The sequence below is a fragment of the Lactobacillus helsingborgensis genome (assembly GCF_000970855.1).
In the GTDB taxonomy this organism is placed as follows: domain Bacteria; phylum Bacillota; class Bacilli; order Lactobacillales; family Lactobacillaceae; genus Lactobacillus; species Lactobacillus helsingborgensis.
Genome location: NZ_KQ034047.1, coordinates 394513 through 413424 on the forward strand (window position 1 = coordinate 394513; position 18912 = coordinate 413424).

Below are 18912 nucleotides of genomic sequence, written 5' to 3' on the forward strand. Positions count from 1 at the left end.
TATTGGCCAAAGTACAATTAACCTTAATACCGGTAATTTTAGTATGTTCGATATGTTTGATTAGCCAAAAATCAATTGTGACCTTACAACTGATTCTACACAAAAAAATACTATTATCGTCATTTTCTACCCCTTCTCAAACTAATTCACTGCTTAAAGTTACCTATAACAGTGGTAAGATTTTAGTATCTAAGGATTAAACTTTAGAGTCTACCTTCAAAACTCATACAGCAAAATTAATTAAGTATAAGTTCATATATTGTGCACACTCTAAAAGCACGAATTCAAACTACCAAGTCATAATTTAGGAGTCAAAATTGATCATAGATACTAAGAAACTGCAAAAAGCAGTCATGGAAAATAAGAAAAAGCACGGCTTCAATACCACAGATATTGAGTTTGAATTATTGCGCTTACATGGAGAAGCTAATGAGTTATTTGAAGCCTGGCGCAAGAATAATAAGAAAAATATCAATGAAGAATTAGCGGATGTGGGAATATTCTTATTAGGCATTGCAGAAATGCTTGGCAGTGATTTGGGTGAAGACATTGTTAATAAAATGAAAATAAACGAAAAAAGAATATACAAAAATGGCGTTAAAATCAGTCCATATGATAACGATAAATAAAATAATAGCTTTGGCTTAATAACAGCATGGTCAAACTATCAGCTACTCATTCAATTCTTACAAAAGTTGATGACCAATCTTTTTCTAGCTATTTACGTTAAATCTTGTACCTTTTGGCAACTCTAATTATTAATGAAAAATAGAGTTGCTTTTTTAATTATCAAGGTTTAATATACCCAAATATAATATAAATACAGTCTTTGATATTAAGTTATATACAAGATTATTTGATAATAGAGAAAGTGCCATACTATTATGGTTTTAAAAAAATTATCTTTCACAACCAAAAGTATAATATGCGGTTTTATACAAATTCTACTAGGTTTCTTTGCAATTTTTATTCTAAAAAAAGACTTTAGCTTCCTAATTGTTTTTTCTATTTTTGCACTCATGTGTTTTGCATCAGCTTTTTTTGGAAAAAATTCAAGTACAAAACCCAAGAAATATTCTGAAAGAGTCTATAGAAATAGGAGAATAACTTCTTATGCTATGGGTTTATTTATGATTTTCATGAGTATAATGGGATTTTTATTTGATCCGAAGCATTCTCTAAATTTAATTTATTTAGATTCTGGTCTAGCATGCTTATTATTTCCCGAATGAAATGTACAGAAACGGTTATTTTTAAAAAGTACAATCTTAACTTGACAAAGGTTCCGAAATTTTCTCAATTTCGGGACTTTTTTATAATACAAAAATGCACCTAATAGCTGATTTTTACTATTAGGTGCATTTAAGTTATGAATTTTTCTCTTAATCGTTCTTACTTAGCAGTTATAAACATATTTATGCTGTACTACTGGGCTAATTAATCAAAAATTCTAAAAGTTAGCTATCTTCACATATCGCTTCAATCCGGTGATGTAATAATAACGACCTTTCCGTTTTACTGCACCACCAAATGTTCTAACTTTGCGTCCACGCTTCAGACTGGCATGTCTTATTTTCTTTACTTTTTGATTATAGATCAGAGCCTTGTGCTTTAACTTACGCTTTTGGCCTGTAATATTAGTAGCCTTCACAAACGTATTATTACCTAAAAGATAATACTTCTTACCTTTTATGTTTTCGGTACCATAAGTAATAATTATCTGGCCTGACATAAATTCGCCCGGTTTCCGCTTACCATTAATATCATAAAGATAAGAATTATGCATTACCGTTCTTTCAGTCCCGTTAAAGTTAGCTTTCTTCACGTAGCGGTTCAATCCGATGATATAGTAATAGCGACCTTTTCGCTTTACTGCACCGCCATATGTTGTAACTTTGCGTCCACGTTTCAGAATAGCATGTCTTATTTTCTTTACTTTTTGATTATAGATGAGTGCATTATGCTTTAACTTACGCTTTTGGCCTGTAATATTATTGGCCTTCACAAACGTATTATTACCTAAAAAATAATACTTCTTACCGTTTATGTTTTCGGTATCATAGGTAGTTATTATCTGGCCTGACATAAATTCGCCTGGTTTCCGCTTACCATCAATATCATAGAGATACGAATTATGCATTACCATTCTTTCAGTCCCTTTAAGGTAAGTAAAAGATACAGTCTGAGGCTGGTAGCTGAAGAAACCTGTTGCATTATAAGGTCTTGCCTTTAATAAATAACCAGCAAATTTCAATTCTTGGGTAATGTACCCATCACCAACATTACCACTCAAGATTTTATCAGGTGCCAATTTAAGGCCATTTTTATCTTCATAATGAACTCTGACCTCAGCTCCTGCAATCGGCTCTATAGTACCGGATGAATGACTTGGTGGGGTTGGCGTTGGCGTCGGGGTTGGCGGATTGACTGGTGGCTTAGGCTCATCAAAGTGTGTACCCTCGCGAACATAAGTATCTGCATCATTAGCTGGATCATAGTTTGCCATTAACTCTTTCGAACTCCACCTATTCTTGCCCTGAGGGTCATTAAGTGTACCATTAGCAACATTGCGCCAAGTGCCATCAGCATCAAATCCAGTACCCTTGACAATATTATCTTTTCCTAGTTTTAACAAGTTTAAACTTTGCAAATCATTTAGCATATCGGAAATGTATATAATTTTGCTCATATCAAAACCGCTAATATCAAGCCTTTGCAACCGAAAATCATACTGAAACATCTCTTTCATATTAAAAACATTCGCGGTATTAAATTTACTGAGATCAAGCTCTGTAATATTCTCGCAGTCCATAAACATGTTATTCATTACAGTTACTTTATCAGTATTAAAGTTGCTAACATCAATTTTTGTTAAGCTTTGGCAGGCCCCAAACATATATGACATAGTCTTAACGTTAGCAGTTGAAAAGCCGCTAACATCTAGGTCAGTTAAGACAAAGCAATTGTTAAACATCCCGTTCATATCAGTGACATTATCAGTTTTGAAATCTTTACCAAACTTAATACTTTTTAGTGACCAGCAATTCTGGAACATAGTACTGGTATTAGTCACCTTACTAGTTTTAAAGTTGCTTAAATCAATTGCATTTAAACTTCTGCATTCTTCAAACATGCCACTTAATTCCGAAACATTTTCGGTATTAAAGGAACTGACATCAATATTTTTAAGACTTACGCAAGAATAAAACATGCTTGACATTGTGATAACATTGGCAGTATTAAAGTTTTTTAGATTAACATCGCTCAAACGATAACATGATGAAAACATGCTTGTCATATCAGTAATTTTACTAGTATCAAGCTTGTCCAAGCCGTCTATATTAGTTAGATAAGTAAAGCCTTTAAATAGATACCTGACTGACCCGCTAAGTGCCAAGGGACCCTGAATAACAATATGGTTAACATTTACAGGATCAAGCCCTACATTATATAAAGCATTTGCCAGCGGTTTCGGGTCATTAAAAGCTGTGGAGTTACCAGGAATAGTTAATGTTTTACTGGTCGAATCATAGCTAAGTGACAGTTCACTATTATCATCAATATCAGTACTGACCCATGGAACTGTCTTAGTTTCTCTTGTTGCAATTTTCGTTTCTTTTGCTAAATTTGCAGGAGATGAAGCCGATGCAAATATTGTTTGCGGTTTAATAATACTTAAACCTACCACAGTCATAGCAATAGTAGCTAAGTACGTTGTAAGTTTAATCCTAAAATGGTGTTTATTCATTATTTGTCTCCTTTAAGCAATATACTTCTACTTAACCAAAGTGTAGCATAAATAACCTTTAATATAAAATATATTTTTAGAAATATATATGTAATTTATTGTTTTTAGTAGATTTATGTACTAAGTTAAATTTCAAGGACTAACTTATATTGGAACATTTAATCTGTTTTAAAAAATTAATATATAAATGCGTTAGCTATACTGGTGCATCTTTGTATAACTAACGTATTTCTTGTGTTACCATAGAATACAGTAAAGCGCTACAAGCGCTTTCAGATATTGATAAAAAGGGGATTTTTTCTATGAATCAAAAAGTAGTTATCATTGGTGCTTCTCATCCGGGTCATGAAGCAGCTATCGAGTTATTAGACAGATATCAAGATCTTGATGTCACTATTTATGAAACAAGTGACTTTGTTTCATTTATGTCTTGCGGAATGAAGCTCTTTTTAGAAGAAAAAACTACCGGACAAGACAATGTACGCAATTTTTCACCTGCTGATTTGGAAAAATTAGGTGGTAAGGTCATTAATAATTCGCAAGCAGTTGCTTTAAATCCGGCAAACAAGCAAGTTACAATTAAAAATACCCAAACTGGTCAGACTGAAGAAGTTAATTATGACAAATTAATCTTGTCTCCAGGAGTTGATCCACTCCAATTACCTGTTCCAGGGGCAGATTTAGACTATGTTTATTTAATGCGGGGCTACAGTTGGGCTAAAAAGATCAATGAAGCTCTTCATAATGATGAAATTAAAAATATCGTTGTGGTGGGTGCTGGTAACGGAATTGCTGCCGTTGAAGCTGGTGTTTTAGCTGGTAAAAACATGACTTTGGTTGATGCCAGCAACCATATTTTGGCTAATTATTTTTCAAAAGACTTTACCGATGTTTTTGAACAAGAAATGCGCGACAAGGGAGTCGATTTAAAGCTTGCTACAAAAGTTACTGGCTTTACCAATGACCACCTAGTCCAAACTGATCATGGTGATATTAAAGCCGATTTAGTCATCGTTGCTGCAGGCATTGTTGCTAATACAGACTGGCTTAAAGATACTATTAATTTAAACCAACGTGGTTATATTGAAACCGACGAGTATTTAAGGACTAATCAAAAAGATGTTTATGCCCTGGGTGATGCTATTTGGCCACTGTCAATCCCGGCTAATAAAAGAATGCCAATTCCATCAGCAGTTGCTGCTCGCCATGAAGCAAATTATTTAGTACAACATTTGTTTGAAGAAAAGCCAAGCCGCCCATTCCCAGGTTTAGTGGGTGGACAATTACTAGAATTTGGTGATGTACATGCGGTAGTTAGCGGCCTCCCACAAAAATCTGCTGAATTTGCCGGCATTAATGCTGCAACTAGCATCTACATCGATCATTTGCGTCCAGACTTTATTCCTGCAGATGATAATCCGTTAGGATATATTTCCTTAACTTATAATAAGGATACTCATCAGATTCTGGGAGGTGCAGTTATGTCCAAGCATGATATCACCGCTCAAGGCAATGTCTTAAGTTTAGCAATTGGTCATAAATTAACATTAGAAGATTTAGCTGAGCAAGACTTCTTCTTCTCACCAAGTTTTGATCGGCAATGGAATATTTTAAACTTAGCCGCACAACATGCGTTAGGTTTACACAAGTTTTAATTAATTTTGGATATTACTGAGCCTTGCGAAATAGCCTTGCTGCGTTCAGTAAATTTAAAAAAGAAGTTTTGTAGCTCTTTAAAAATAATTAGCCGCTTGATAAGTGGTAAGTTGATGAAGAAATAAAAGACTGTCCTTAACCTGCTAAAGTATGATTGGGACAGTCTTTTTTATTCTTAGAGTTACTACTGCTTGAAAATGACTAAAAGAGAGACCACTAAATAAGTTTTCATGAGTTGATAAATTTTCACTTTATTTGTAAACTCCTTTACTTTTATGTTGCCTTGCTTCAATTTGATGCGATAAACCAATTTGACATCTTTTGCCTTGACATAGCCATCGCCTACGTCTATCTGATTAACATTACCGGTCATATAATATTTATGAACAGGTATACACTAAAATGATATATACATGATACAATTATTAAGAGGTGGTGAAAATGAAAAAAGCATTTATAAACTTATTTGGGAATTCTTTTCTTTTTTGATATTAATCCTCTTTATAGGGTGGTTAATGGATCCCAAAAATACTTTTACAATGAAAAATATTGCTGGGTGTGTAATTAGTTCAATTATTTGGACGTTTATTATGTATTTTTTCGAAGTGAAACTCAAAAATAAGGAAAAAGTTTAAAAAGTAAAACAGTGTAATAATTAGAATTCATACAATAGCATGACGTTGTACTAAACCCCAAAAGTTGGATAACTTTTGGGACTACTTTTATGACAAAATTATCTATAGGGTCAAAAAAACTATAACTAAATAAAACTCTTATCTTGATTAACTTCACTATTATTAGGAAGTTAATTTTTTATCTGCTTTCAAATTTAAATAGCTTTAGCTTATTTTCAATTCATTAAATTAGTATTAATCTCTTTGAAAGCCTATTCAAAGACAGCTATACTGCTCTATAATGAATAGTAGATATTTAATCAGTTTTTGAGGTGATTACATGAAATTAAATAAAAAGTTTGTTTATGGTTCCATAGCAAGCATTCTTGCTATTAGTCCTATGCTACCCCCAATAATGCCAAGCAATACAGAAGTATTAGCTGCTAAGACTGATACTCTCACGTTGAATCATAATTCTTATGTTTATACGGCTCAGGGCAAGCGCACCTATTATAACGGTAAAGGGACATTGCGTATGGGTACCACCGTAAACGGTAATGCCAAAACAACTTCGATTAATGGTAAAAGCTACTATCCTTTAACCGGTGGTGCCTACATTAAGGCGGCTAATGTTGGTGTTGTTAACAAACAGGTACAAGATGGCAACTTGGAGCTCAATTACAATTCTTATGTTTACGATAAGAATGGTAAACGGCTATACAAATTCCGTGGCAGTAAAAAGAATACGCATTTGCGCAAAGGAACCCCTTTGAAATACTCTGGCTCTGTAGAAAAAATTGACCGGAATAGCAAACAGTATTTCCTAGTCAATGATGACAACTATAATCAGTCATGGCTCCCTTATAAAAAAATCGGTGGTAAATATTACTACAATATTGGAGCCGGTGGCTATGTTAATGCGGCAAATGTTGGCAACATTGATAACAAGCCCCTTTATGTCTCAGAAGCAACTGTAACAATTAGTCCAAAAGTCATTGACTCCAAAGGAGTTCAGATCGGTTTGGACAAAGAACAAAGGACAGTTAAGTCTCTGCAAAAAATAAAAGTCAACCGTGAAACGCTATTTATGTATAATCCAACCAGTTCACCTAGTTACATTATTAGTGGAACAAAAACTGGCTGGTTTCCTAAATCATACGTACAAAAAGAGCCAAGACAAAGGCTGCTGACTTTTACCGCTGACACCTATGTTTTAATTACTGCTGGAACTGATATTTTTGATGCTAATGGAGATTTACGACCAAATCAAGATTATAAAGCTGGTCTAACCACCTTTATTGAAGGCGAGAAAATTCCGGTTGATGAATTATTATACATTTGGTCAAATAAGGACAATAAAGCTGAACTCTACTATCATTTAGGCGACGCCAATAACTTTTCGAACAGCAATTTTGAAGAAAACAATGAAGAACATATGTCATTCATTAAAGCTGCTGACAGTAAATATGTTTCCGGTCCATTTTTGAAACCTCTTAATACGGTTGATGAAGCTAAAGCAGATGCGAAAGTAGCAACTGCAGCAGATAAAAAAGATCTCCAAAAGGAAATTGATCAGGAAAATGCAGTTCACAATACTGATGGATACAAATTTTACCACTTTAATTTTTATGATGATGCACTAAAAAGAGCCAAAGAAATTAATAGTTCAGATAAAGCAACAGTTTCAGAAGTTAAAGAAGCCACGAGACGTTTACAGATGAAAGCAAAACTAGCCTACTTAACAGTTGATGAATATGCGGCTTATAGCAATTCAAGAAACTCAATGCCAGAAAAATATTAAAAATTACAAAGCAAAATAACTTAAAAGTTGTTCAATTTTGATATGAAACCTACAAGCAAAACACTTTATCAGTTGTAAACGGAGGACTAACTGACTATATTCAATCAAAGTTAGTTCTTTTTGTTTTACTCTAGATTTTTGACTGAGATTTTTTATGACTATCCACTTGCTATTTACAATAAAAACAGAAATTAGCCTTATGATCTCTAAACTTAAAAAAAGCCCTTATCATCTAATAGGTTATTTGTTTAGTTTTATGTTGGTTTTTAGATTATTTTGACTTTTAATTATTTATCTGCCTATAATTTATCTATCAACCACAGGCTAGTTATATTAATATGTAATTTTATTTGTAAGGACTTACTTATGGCGAATAATCAGAATAACGAAAAAAATGAGAAAACAAAACAATTTTATGATTTTTTAAAATATACAATAGTCTTATTTGCGATTTTTATTTTAATTAATTTTTTACTGACAAAATATTTAATAGTCAAATGTTCTGTGTCTGGTATCTCGATGCAACCAACTTTTGAAAACCAAGAAAGAGTTATAGCTAATCGCAATAGCAAATTGAAACGAAATGAAATTGTCATTTTAAAGGCTCCGGATGAACGTAATTCCTTTTATATAAAAAGAATTATAGGATTACCAGGTGAAACTGTTACTGGAAAAAATAATAAGATTTATGTTAATGGCAAAAAAATAAATCAAGACTATTTAAACCCAGGATTTAAGCTGACAGATAATGAAGACGGCTTTCATGGTACAAAATATTCCTATACCGCTGACTTTTCGATTCGATCTTTAGCAAGAACAAAAGAATATAAAAGTATTTATTCCCCTTCTCAATTAAAAGAAATGAAAAATACTAACAAAGTTCCCAAAGGTTCATATTTTGTAATGGGAGATCATAGGAGCGTTTCAAAAGATAGTCGTTATATAGGAGCAATCCCTAGAAGTAAAATTGAAGGTGTTGTTAAGTATCGTTATTGGCCACTTAACAGAATCAAAGTATATTAAAAAGGATTAAGTCCAAATTTAGGACTTAATCCTTTTTCCTTTCACTTTTTATAACTCTGCTAATCGTTTTTCATCTAAATGAAACATAATCATGCAATAAAGTAATAATATTGCAGTCATAAACACCACCACATAGATGTTAGTAGTTCCAGGAAGTTCACGTAAGAAATCAGCCGGTGAATAACTTATAAAATATGGCAAATGGATAGTTGCATTCATTAATAATAAAATTATTTGCCATAAATATAGTAATTGATTCCAAAATAGACGTTTCATAAAGACCTTCTTTTTAAAAGTGAGGACAGCCGCAGCAATAAAGATAAATTAATTTGACTATTATAAATATCCAGTTTTTGTTTCTTATTTTTTCATTATCGTTTAATTCTATACATTCATAGTACCATTTTAGAATTAGACTTTTAATAATTCGGTTCACTGTAACGGTCAGTAATTAAATAAACAATTAGCATTAATAGCGTTGTAGCTAATAACAGCAGAATATTGTTCTTATTGACTCGCAACAACATTAAACTATTGAGCGGATTATATTTCCAAGTGGTATAAATCGTGAGAATACACAGGCTAAAAGGAATAATTATACCCAATGGAGCATTGAAGTGACCAATAGTGGTTTGAATTATCAACAGCAGAAATATCCCTGAAAAATTAATAATGAACAGTACTAATAAAGCTAATATTCCCTGAAATTGCATCAGTTTAAAATTTCTTAGCCAAGAAAAATCAGTCATTAAAGTCATGATTCCTTCTGTTAGTACCACATAAATGAGGGTGATCAATCCCATTAAACCAACGTTAACTGCAGCGAAACTTAAGGGTGAGTATCTGAGCCCTCGCAATTGCATTCCTCTTACTTGCCACAATTGTTTAAAACTGCTTAAGACTATCAATAGCGGCACTACAAAATAAACAAACCAAAAAACAGGCAAAACTACTTGGCATGATTTGACAGCTTTAAAATCAACACCCATGAAAAAAAGAGGAACTATAGCAGAATTAGGCATCAATTTCAGCATCAGTATTACAAAGCTGATTAAGCCTAGCCAAAAAAGAAAGCGTGATTTTATTAGTTGCCACAAAAATAAAAATTGGTCCCAAAATAAATTTACAAGAGATGCTTTTGAGTTTATTGCTTTATAGTGCAATTTTTTCTCCTTACCCGTTTAGATATGCACTTTTTAAAAATGAAATAGCTTACATCAAGGGTACCACTTGTATAGGATTTAAAAAATACGATCGGTAGAATTAAAATATTAAATTCTTTTAGTTAAAGCAAAAATGCTCTAGGTGTTAATCAACTGATTAACTTTCTAGGGCATTTTAATAAAAAGGCTAGCTATTATTTTCATTCTTCTATTTCTTTTTAATTTTGGTTGTATATCATATTAAAATGAGTATTTCTATTGGCTTGGAATAACTTTTTTTAACTCTTATAGATACCTCATTTGAATAATTCACTATGCGTTCCTATACCAATTAAAAAAACTGTTTCTTGTGTAGGAGCATATACTAATAAATGGTCACCACTATGACCTTCAAAATGAAGTTCCAGAATAATTACTGTTGCTCTTTTATCACTTAGCTGTTTTTTAACTTGTTTCTTTATATTGATTAAATTTTCCAAAGCATGCGGATGAAAATAATTAGGTATTTTATTATCTTCAATCAAACATTGAATAATGAATTCCCAAGGGCTTCGTTCCTGATTATCAAGCTCTTGTGGAAGAGATCCTTTAAATACAGAATGCCATTTCGGATCCTGCCTTCGCTTTTTTAACTGCTTTTTAAATACCTTAGTATATTTGATTGTTTTATCCATTTATCATATAAGATCCAACTATTCATTTGACTTGAGTAACTTTTCTAATTCTTTAAAATTATGAGCTTCTGGCAACTTTTCTTTTCCAGATAAATCATCAAGCATTTCTTCTAACGAACTGCTTAATTCTTGGTTAGGTAAAAAATAATATTTTGGTAAGCCCTGATTAGCCACAGTAGTTACCGTCATTCTAACAAATTCTGAAATTGTTAAACCATGGCTGGCAAGTACTGTTTTCGCTTTATTTTTGATAGCTGGATCTATTCTAGCTTCTATTCTAGCCATTTTTATCACCTCATTATCATTGTACGTCGAATGCCACACATGGTCAATTACATAATTTTTCTTGTTTCAGGTGAATTTATAATTTCCTTTATTGATCATTCTTTTCACAATGTTAAGCAGTTTAAAGCTTTGATAAACCCCGCTATTTTTAAATAGTGACTTAATTACTTTTCCATAACTAAGTCATTAAATTAACAGTTAAAATCTGGTATCATTTCATTCCTGTACTTTTAACTAATTGGGATTAGCTGCTTATCTTCTAATTTGTAAGCATGGGTGAACTTACTTTGCAAGTCCTCTGGAATATGGTGATCAATCTCAACCACTGTCAAGTCGGAAGATAAAATCATTTCATGAATTTCATGAGCAGTTTGTGGGTCTAATGATGCGGTACCTTCATCAATTAATAAAAAGTTGCGATTATATAAAAAGGCACGAGCAATTTCTATACGTTTCTTTTCCCCACCTGACAAGTTAATGCCGTCTTCTTGAATTACGGCGTCAAGACCAATCTTTTGCATTAATGGCGTTAAACCCGCTTCTTGAATGGCATGCTTAATCTCTTGGTCAGAAAAGTCACGCCCCAAAGTCAGGTTAAAACGCAAGGTATCATGAAAAATATTCGAATCCTGATTGACTTCGCCAAAGTAATCAGGCTGAGGAGAAACAACCTTACCATTTGGTTCAACTAATTCCACTGTTCCCTTATTTGGTTGGATAATATTTGCCATTAACCTGAGCAAGGTGCTCTTACCCTGCCCGCTGCGGCCAGTCAGCAGAATTTTATCACCACGATTAACCGTCAAGCTGGCATTTTGAATAATAGTCTTATCCTGATAGCCAAAAGTCACATCATTAAGTTGCAAGTCTTTGAAATCTATTGTCGTCATCTCGTCACTGAGAGTAGACTGTGGTAATTCCTTGATATTAGTCAGTTTCGTTAACAAGGGCTTAGCTGAGTTAATCGTTGTCATTGACCGGTTGATGGCCAAGATAGAATTTACGATCCAAGAACTGGAATACTGAACCATAATAAAGGAAGAAAGAGGCAAGCGCTTGTCTAAAACAAATAAAATACCAATCCCAATGGGCAGAAATGATAAGGTATAAGCCAGAATACCAGCCAGTAAATTGCTCATGGCAATCGTATTTTCCCGTTTCTGCTTCGCTTCAGCTGTTTCAGTAATTGCCTTCTTACCTTTCAGTAAAAAGAAAGGCATCGCATTATAATCCAAGATTAGGTCAATGTGCTTGAGATAATCCGACATAAATCCTGTGTATTTGCCAACACTAGCACTCCAAGCTTTAGAACTTTCCATAACCCGTTTGGCCATAATTTTTGGAGCAATTGCTGAAATAACTGAGAAAAGCATAAAAATAAGAGTCAAGATAAAGTTTGCATTGATAGCCATAACCAAGCATAGCAGTAGGTTAACAATACAAGTAATTAAATTAAATACTTCTTTGACATAATTATTTTCTACCAACTCTAAATCATTGGTGACAAATGACAACTTATCAGAAACTGGTCCTTGTTGTTTAACAAAATCTGAAGATAGCAGATCACTGCGTACGTTTTTATTGAAGAGGTAGATGTTCCGATTTAGTGTCCTCTCGTAAAAGTAGCGGGCAACAGTTAATAAGAAAATAATCAGAACAATCAAACAGACTTCTAGAACTACTCGTCTTTTATCACCAGCTTCAACCATGGCAAAGATTTGCGAATAAGACCACGTATTAAAAGGAGTAGCAAGACCTACGATCAGAGTCAACAAAAAACACAGGATTATGCTTTTGTTATCAAAATATTTTTTCATAATTGTTGTTCCCTTCATTTATATTTAACTTTTTCCTGCTAAATTAAGCTTGTTGCAAAGATAAAATAAGATTTTTTATGTTCTAAAACATTTTTCATTATTATTTATTATTTAATTAAATCATAATCTAGTTTTAAAATATATAACTATTTACTAAGAGGTAGTTTTTTAAGACTAAGTGGTTATCAACAGCTAAAAAAACGCTCACTAATAGTTAAAAATTAATTTAACCATTAGCAGCGCTTTGTAGTTAATTGGCATTAAACTTAGTTCTTCTAGATCATTACAATTTAAATTTCACCGTCAGATTGAAAATAAAAAAATTTAGTTTTATTTTAGTAAGATAGTCGAAATATAACTATTGACTTATTAAAGTTTTAAATATCTACATAACTATAAAAAACGATTAACAATAATTTTAATCATTATTTTATTTAAATTAAGCAACATTAACATATACCGTAGCCAGGCAAAGCCGATTTTTATTATGCTTTATCTTGAATTTAACTATCTAATTCATAAATATTAAATAATAATTTAATATTTTTCTATTGACAATAACTATATCTGGCAATACAATTAAAACAAAAGGAGGTGTTAGTGATGAGTTTTGAACAAGCTTTACAAAAAGAGGCAGCAGGTAAGAATAGAAATTCTGAAGGATTAGTTAATAATAGATGGTCAACTTGTAGTTGCCCATGTCAATTAATACCTACTGACTAAATTTTTATATTCATAAGATATTCAAGAAATATCGTTAAATAGGTGTCGTACTCAATAGTTCGACACTTTTTTTGAAAGAGAAAAAAATGGACATACTTACTACCAAATTAAATAATGATAAATATAATTATTATTTCTATAAAAAAAGCGATAATTCTACAGGATGTTTTATTAACTTAGAACAATATCAATCAAAATATCACTGTCTAATAAAAAGACAGGGAATTTTTACTAATATATTTTTCCCTACTAAAACTCAGTATCCTGCCCAAGGATGGAAAATACATGTATCTACTGATATATATAATTCTCATGAGATAATAAAAATTGTTTCATCATACTTAGGATGTAAAAAAATACTATTCAAATTTATTACTAATATGTCTACATTATTAAAAACCACTGGTAAAAACTTCCCAGAAATGCAATTTGGAAAATTTATTACCATTTATACATGTAGCAGAACTCAAACAAAAAATATCGGAGAAGAATTAACTAGGCTACTCAAGAAATTCAGTGGAATTAAAGTATTAACAGATCGAAACTTTCCAAACTCTGAAATAGTTTCTTATCGCTATGGCGGAATAAATCCTGAGTGGAAAATAAGCAACAACAATGACCGAGTTTATAAAATTAAAGATGGCAATAATAGTAATATTACAGACAGTAGAAAAAATTTCTTTTACTTACCAAATGGCGTAAAAGATATTTATCCAATGGAAGAAACAGAAGAATCTGACTTAAATAAGTACTTTCCAAATATAAAAATATTGGAAGTTATCAGAAATACCAATGAGGGAATAAACCTCATTGCGGAATTTGACCAACAAAAGAAAACGAAAGTTATCCTTAAGGAAGGGAAGCACCTATCTATTTTAACCAGTGAACATTCAAAATTTGATGGGTCTTATTTTAAACAAAATGAAGCCAAAGTTTTAAAAAAATTTGATGAGTGTAATTTCACTCCTAAATTTATTGATGCTAAAATTATTGATAATAATTTTTACTTAATCGAACAAAAAATGCCTGGTATTTCTCTTAAAGAATTCGGACCTACAAACCCTATTCTAAAAAGCAATCATACAGGAACAGAAGTAAGACAATATTTAAATGACTGCTTTATTATTACAGAGAATCTAATTAAAATACTTATCTATTTTACAAAACACAACATGATTATTAGTGACATTTCTCCTGATAATTTTATGTATGATAAACAAAAAAACAAGCTATTTATCGTTGATTTAGAATCCGTACAAAGTATCAACAATACACATATCCCTCTAATGAGAACTGATGGCTTTTTCAATCCAAAAACCAAATTAGGCACAATAGAGAGTGATATAAGTGGCATAGGCTTAACGATATTTTATCTTTTCTTTTCTAAGAGCATCGAAATAGAGTTCAGACCTGAAGAAATAATGTTAGATATTAAATATGTGAAAAATATTTTTAAACAAAAAGAACTAGACTCTTATTTTGAAATAGTCGAGCAACTAATCTTTTCCCCTCAAAAGATAAATCTTGATGATGTATTAAATAAGGTAAAATATTTACATAATAATTTTTTAAATAATAAGGATTTAACAATCAATAAAAATCCTTTATTTGATAAAAAATTTTTAAAAAATCAAATTGAGGAAACTTTTAATTCCTTACTTAATCAGACAAAGAATCAATGCAAGCAAAATTATCATTTTTCAAAAAAAAGGATAACTCCATACTATAAAAATGTTTTTTCTTATTCCTATGGACTAGCTGGAATTGAGAACGTACTTTTTAACATTACAAAAGACAAAAAATATAAAAAATTATTTTATAAAGAATTTAAAAACTTTAATTATACAGATAATTTATCATTAACTTTAAGCGGTGGGTTAGCAGGTATATTATATTCTTTACCCTCGCAAAGCAAATTACATGCCACAATTATTAAAAAGTTAGTTGATTACATCAATAAAAGTGAAGATTCAAATTTTGGACTATTCAATGGCTACTCGGGAGTGGGATTATCCCTAATTAATAATTCAAAGCTTAATAAAAGTACAAGATCTACTCTTTCATTATTAGCGACTAAATTAACAAGTGAAGAAATTTTACTCAATAACGATTTCGTTGGCTTAGCTGAAGGGGGCGCTGGTATAGCATATTTTTTATTAAGATATGAGCAAAAAATGGAATCCCATGAGTATGATGATTTTATTTATAAATGGATTTTACATGATTTTAATTGTGCAATATCTGACAAAAACGAAAAATTTGTCGGCCTGCCGTCAAAAAAGGGTAAAACCATAGCCTACCCATATTTACTATATGGAACAGCTGGGTTACTCCGAGTAACTTTAGAAACTTATGACCATTGCCCTAAATTAAGACCTTATTTAAAAGAAAAAATTATTCAAATGGCAGAAAGTTTAGACCTACCATATACTGCATATTATGGCTATTTTTTTGGAGCTGCTGGAATTGTAGACACGATGATTGAGTTTAATAATCGTTTTCCTTCAAATAAAGCTCAACGTATCATTAATCGTCTTTTATCATATATTATGCTTCATAAATTTAAAGCACCTTTTGGTGACATTTTAATTTTGTCTGACCAATTACAAGGAGTTGGAACAGATTTAGGATCAGGTATGATTGGTATGCTCAAAGTCTTTGGCAAATATTGCAATGATTTAGAATATGATAGTTTGTGGAAAATATAGTTGACCTTAAATAATTTTCATTACTTAGTTTCACCAAATGTACTTTTAGAACTCAAAATAGTAACTGAACTGAGAACATGATTAATGTAGGAAAAAGAAAATTTGCTAGGTTCTCATAGCTCAATGATAATAAAAAAACAAAACTTTAATTTCAAATTAGTAAAATCAAAACACTATAAAAGGATTAACTCTTTAATAATCAGAGCTAATCCTTTTTACTTGCTGTTAATTTTTACAGCCCCAACAATCATTCTATTAAATGAAATATAACCATACAACAAAATAATAGTGCAGCAAATTTAACTTTTGTTTGTACAATGTCCGTGCTTTTCTCATCCACAGCTTTATGAACAACAAAACTTGATAGCCTTTACTTATTTATTTGTGGATAAATTATCCTCGAGTTACAACATAATTGTTTCTGCCAGTGCAGCATAAATTAGTGCCCAAACGAATACTGTTAGCAAAATCTACTAAAGTAGTTTTGTTGCTGTGTGCTTATAAGAAAGTTTAACAGACTATATTTTAAGAATTTATTCAACCACATTTAGCCAGGAATCAATTGTTGATGCATTACCTTTATTTAATTCTGATTCAATTATACTGTCTGGTATTACTTTACCGTTCTTTACAATTGGCTCAAGTTCATCATTATCACTCAAACTTGTAATAAATTGATATCCACTACACCAGTCATCTCTATTAGTGTATTTTTGGCAAATTTTTTTATAGATCGTAAAATAACTATTAAAGTAAAAGTTTCCTTGCTTTCTAACTAAATAATATTGATTATCCCTTCTTATTTTATAAAAATGGTAATTTTCTTTTAATTTATTTAGATATTTTTTACCTCGTTTAGATATTGAGCTTTTAGAAGTATCATTGAAAAGTTTATTTACCTTTAAATTATTACATTCTCTGCAAACTAAGGCCCAATTCAGGTAATAATTGTTGCCCCCTTCTTTAATTGGCACAATATGATCTATTTGTGTAATACTATTCTTCTTATCAGAAAACTTTTCCAATTCTTTATTGCAATATACACATTTGTGATTAAAAAGTTCATATATATGATTTTTATCACATATGTTAATTTTTCTTGCCTTCTGCGTTATTCCAGTTTTCTGACCTTGCTTTATTTTAAACCCAAACCTACCATGGTATTGAGCTGCTGTAATGAACTGGCTGCCATTGATTTTTGTTATAGTATGATAGAGTTTAGTTAATTCATCATCATCTTTTTTCATATTCTTCAAGAATTGGTCTTCTTCTATGACGAATAGCGTACTTAAACATGTAAAATTAGTGTTTCTATCAGCTAGGTTTCTAAAAAAATTTTTTATATTTTTCTTATGCTCTATTTCGGATTGCGTTAGTAAATTAATATAATAAATCAAATCACCATTATAAGTTGAATATATAAAAATATCATTTCTACCTATATAAGCAATTGCATCATATTCTGTTAAATCAATACTATTAACTTCTTTTCTTTTCTCATCAGTTAGACTTGATTTAGAACATTCATTTAAATTTTTTAGAATACTAAAATCCTTTTTAAAACAGTTCATAATATTTCCTTTCCTAAAGAAGAAACTGAGCAAGGCATAAAATCTATATGTCAACTATTAAAATAATAACATATAATTTATATAGAATCATTTATTTTTTAATTTAATTATAAATTCTTTTGACAAAAATCTTGTTAATGCGAAAGTGTAAAAATATTCTGAAAAAGTTCAATTATCTTATTTAGTTATTAATTTATGTCTGCCTTTTTTACCCTCAATAGCTAAATCTCTTGGAGTAAAAATTTTTTCTTAATAGTAGCAGACTTAGTAATCTCGTTATCTTCACTCATATCAGCTAAAACATAAGCAACAACTTTAATGACCACTTTTTCAATAGGAATGCTAGTATGAGGCTTCTAAACCTTCTTTACCATTGTCAGAGCTTTAAAGAACCTTTTATCTTCATCTACAGCTTCTGAAACATCTGGAAAAATCACCGTGTAAATGCCTTTCCTCATTTTTGAAAACAAGAAAAGATAGTTTTTTTAATTATCCTTAGCTAAATAAACTATGACCGTCATAAAGCTAAACTTATTAGTTTTTAACTATATCTTGACACACAAAGCCTTCCTAATTATCAGTGAGAGCGCTAAAATATTTTTAACTCGCAAAACAGCAAATATAAGAAGGAAATATTTATGATTAGAAAATGCCAAGTTGCTGACAGTCCTACTATTCAAAAAATCAATCAAATTGAACTAGGTTACGATTATCCTGTCGAAAAAACGGCCGCTAACATTAAAAAGTTGCTAAATGATCCCAAACATCACTATCTCTGGGTCTTTGAAGATGAAGATACCAAAAAGGTTGAGGGATATTTACATGCAGAAATTTTTGAAGAAACCTACTTTGACCCCATGTTCAATGTTTTAGCTTTAGCCGTAGATTCTTCTGTGCAGAAAAAAGGTATTGGCAGTCAGCTTATGCATACTTTGGAAAAACAAGCTCGAGCTTTAGGAATGAAAGAAATCAGATTAAATTCCGGAGAATCACGCACAGGTGCCCATCAATTTTATGAAAAACTCGGTTATACCAGCAATAAAATGCAAAAAAGATTTGGTAAAAAATTAAATTAGCGGCTTAGCAACATAGGAGAATGATTTAAATTTTCCCAACAAAAACCCGCCTT

General features: G+C 31.3%; 13 protein-coding genes. 6 read left to right on the plus strand and 7 right to left on the minus strand.

Translation table 11 applies throughout. From position 1 onward, the window contains the following. The first annotated feature begins 317 nt into the window (after positions 1–317). Entirely contained in the window at positions 318–629 is a 312-nt protein-coding gene (locus JF73_RS07735) for a MazG-like family protein (protein ID WP_046327697.1), read from the plus strand. A gap of 821 nt (positions 630–1450) precedes the next feature. Here JF73_RS07735 and JF73_RS09350 read toward each other — a convergent pair. Then, the gene (locus JF73_RS09350) at positions 1451–3748 is read right to left on the minus strand and encodes a BspA family leucine-rich repeat surface protein (RefSeq protein WP_052727782.1); all 2298 of its coding nucleotides are present in this window, start codon (positions 3746–3748) and stop codon (positions 1451–1453) included. A gap of 302 nt (positions 3749–4050) precedes the next feature. On the opposite strand from JF73_RS09350, the gene JF73_RS07750 reads away from it, so the two are divergent. The 3 genes from JF73_RS07750 (at position 4051) to lepB (ending at position 8842) form a co-directional block, all read left to right on the plus strand. Then, positions 4051–5403, plus strand: a complete 1353-nt coding sequence (locus tag JF73_RS07750) for an FAD-dependent oxidoreductase (protein ID WP_046327699.1) — start codon at positions 4051–4053, stop codon at positions 5401–5403. Positions 5404–6358: 955 nt separating this feature from the next. Continuing rightward, positions 6359–7819, plus strand: coding sequence for an SLAP domain-containing protein (locus JF73_RS07765; RefSeq protein WP_046327702.1), 1461 nt, complete (start codon positions 6359–6361; stop codon positions 7817–7819). Positions 7820–8185: 366 nt separating this feature from the next. Beyond that, a complete protein-coding gene (gene lepB / locus JF73_RS07770; RefSeq protein ID WP_046327703.1) occupies positions 8186–8842 on the plus strand; it encodes a signal peptidase I in 657 nt (218 codons plus the stop codon). 48 nt (positions 8843–8890) lie between these two features. Here the strand turns inward: lepB and JF73_RS07775 are convergent, their stop codons facing one another. From JF73_RS07775 to JF73_RS07795, 5 genes are all read right to left on the minus strand, one after another. Continuing rightward, positions 8891–9118, minus strand: coding sequence for a hypothetical protein (locus JF73_RS07775; RefSeq protein WP_046327704.1), 228 nt, complete (start codon positions 9116–9118; stop codon positions 8891–8893). Between the two features lie 143 nt (positions 9119–9261). After that, on the minus strand, positions 9262–10005 hold the full coding sequence (locus tag JF73_RS07780) for a hypothetical protein (protein ID WP_052727783.1): 744 nt from the start codon (positions 10003–10005) through the stop codon (positions 9262–9264). A 296-nt stretch (positions 10006–10301) separates the two neighbouring features. Beyond that, positions 10302–10679 carry a type II toxin-antitoxin system YafQ family toxin gene (locus JF73_RS07785; RefSeq protein ID WP_046327705.1) on the minus strand — a complete coding sequence of 126 codons (378 nt, stop codon included), beginning with the start codon at positions 10677–10679 and terminating at the stop codon, positions 10302–10304. A gap of 18 nt (positions 10680–10697) precedes the next feature. Beyond that, entirely contained in the window at positions 10698–10964 is a 267-nt protein-coding gene (locus tag JF73_RS07790) for a type II toxin-antitoxin system RelB/DinJ family antitoxin (protein WP_046327706.1), read from the minus strand. A 230-nt stretch (positions 10965–11194) separates the two neighbouring features. After that, complete coding sequence (locus tag JF73_RS07795; protein WP_046327861.1) at positions 11195–12781, minus strand: ATP-binding cassette domain-containing protein; 1587 nt, start codon at positions 12779–12781, stop codon at positions 11195–11197. Between the two features lie 809 nt (positions 12782–13590). On the opposite strand from JF73_RS07795, the gene JF73_RS07800 reads away from it, so the two are divergent. After that, positions 13591–16212 carry a class III lanthionine synthetase LanKC N-terminal domain-containing protein gene (locus tag JF73_RS07800; RefSeq protein ID WP_046327707.1) on the plus strand — a complete coding sequence of 874 codons (2622 nt, stop codon included), beginning with the start codon at positions 13591–13593 and terminating at the stop codon, positions 16210–16212. Positions 16213–16745: 533 nt separating this feature from the next. Here JF73_RS07800 and JF73_RS07805 read toward each other — a convergent pair. Then, positions 16746–17783, minus strand: coding sequence for an HNH endonuclease (locus JF73_RS07805; RefSeq protein ID WP_046327708.1), 1038 nt, complete (start codon positions 17781–17783; stop codon positions 16746–16748). A gap of 638 nt (positions 17784–18421) precedes the next feature. Here JF73_RS07805 and JF73_RS07810 point away from each other — a divergent pair. Then, positions 18422–18859 carry a GNAT family N-acetyltransferase gene (locus JF73_RS07810; RefSeq protein WP_046327709.1) on the plus strand — a complete coding sequence of 146 codons (438 nt, stop codon included), beginning with the start codon at positions 18422–18424 and terminating at the stop codon, positions 18857–18859. Positions 18860–18912 lie beyond the last annotated feature (53 nt).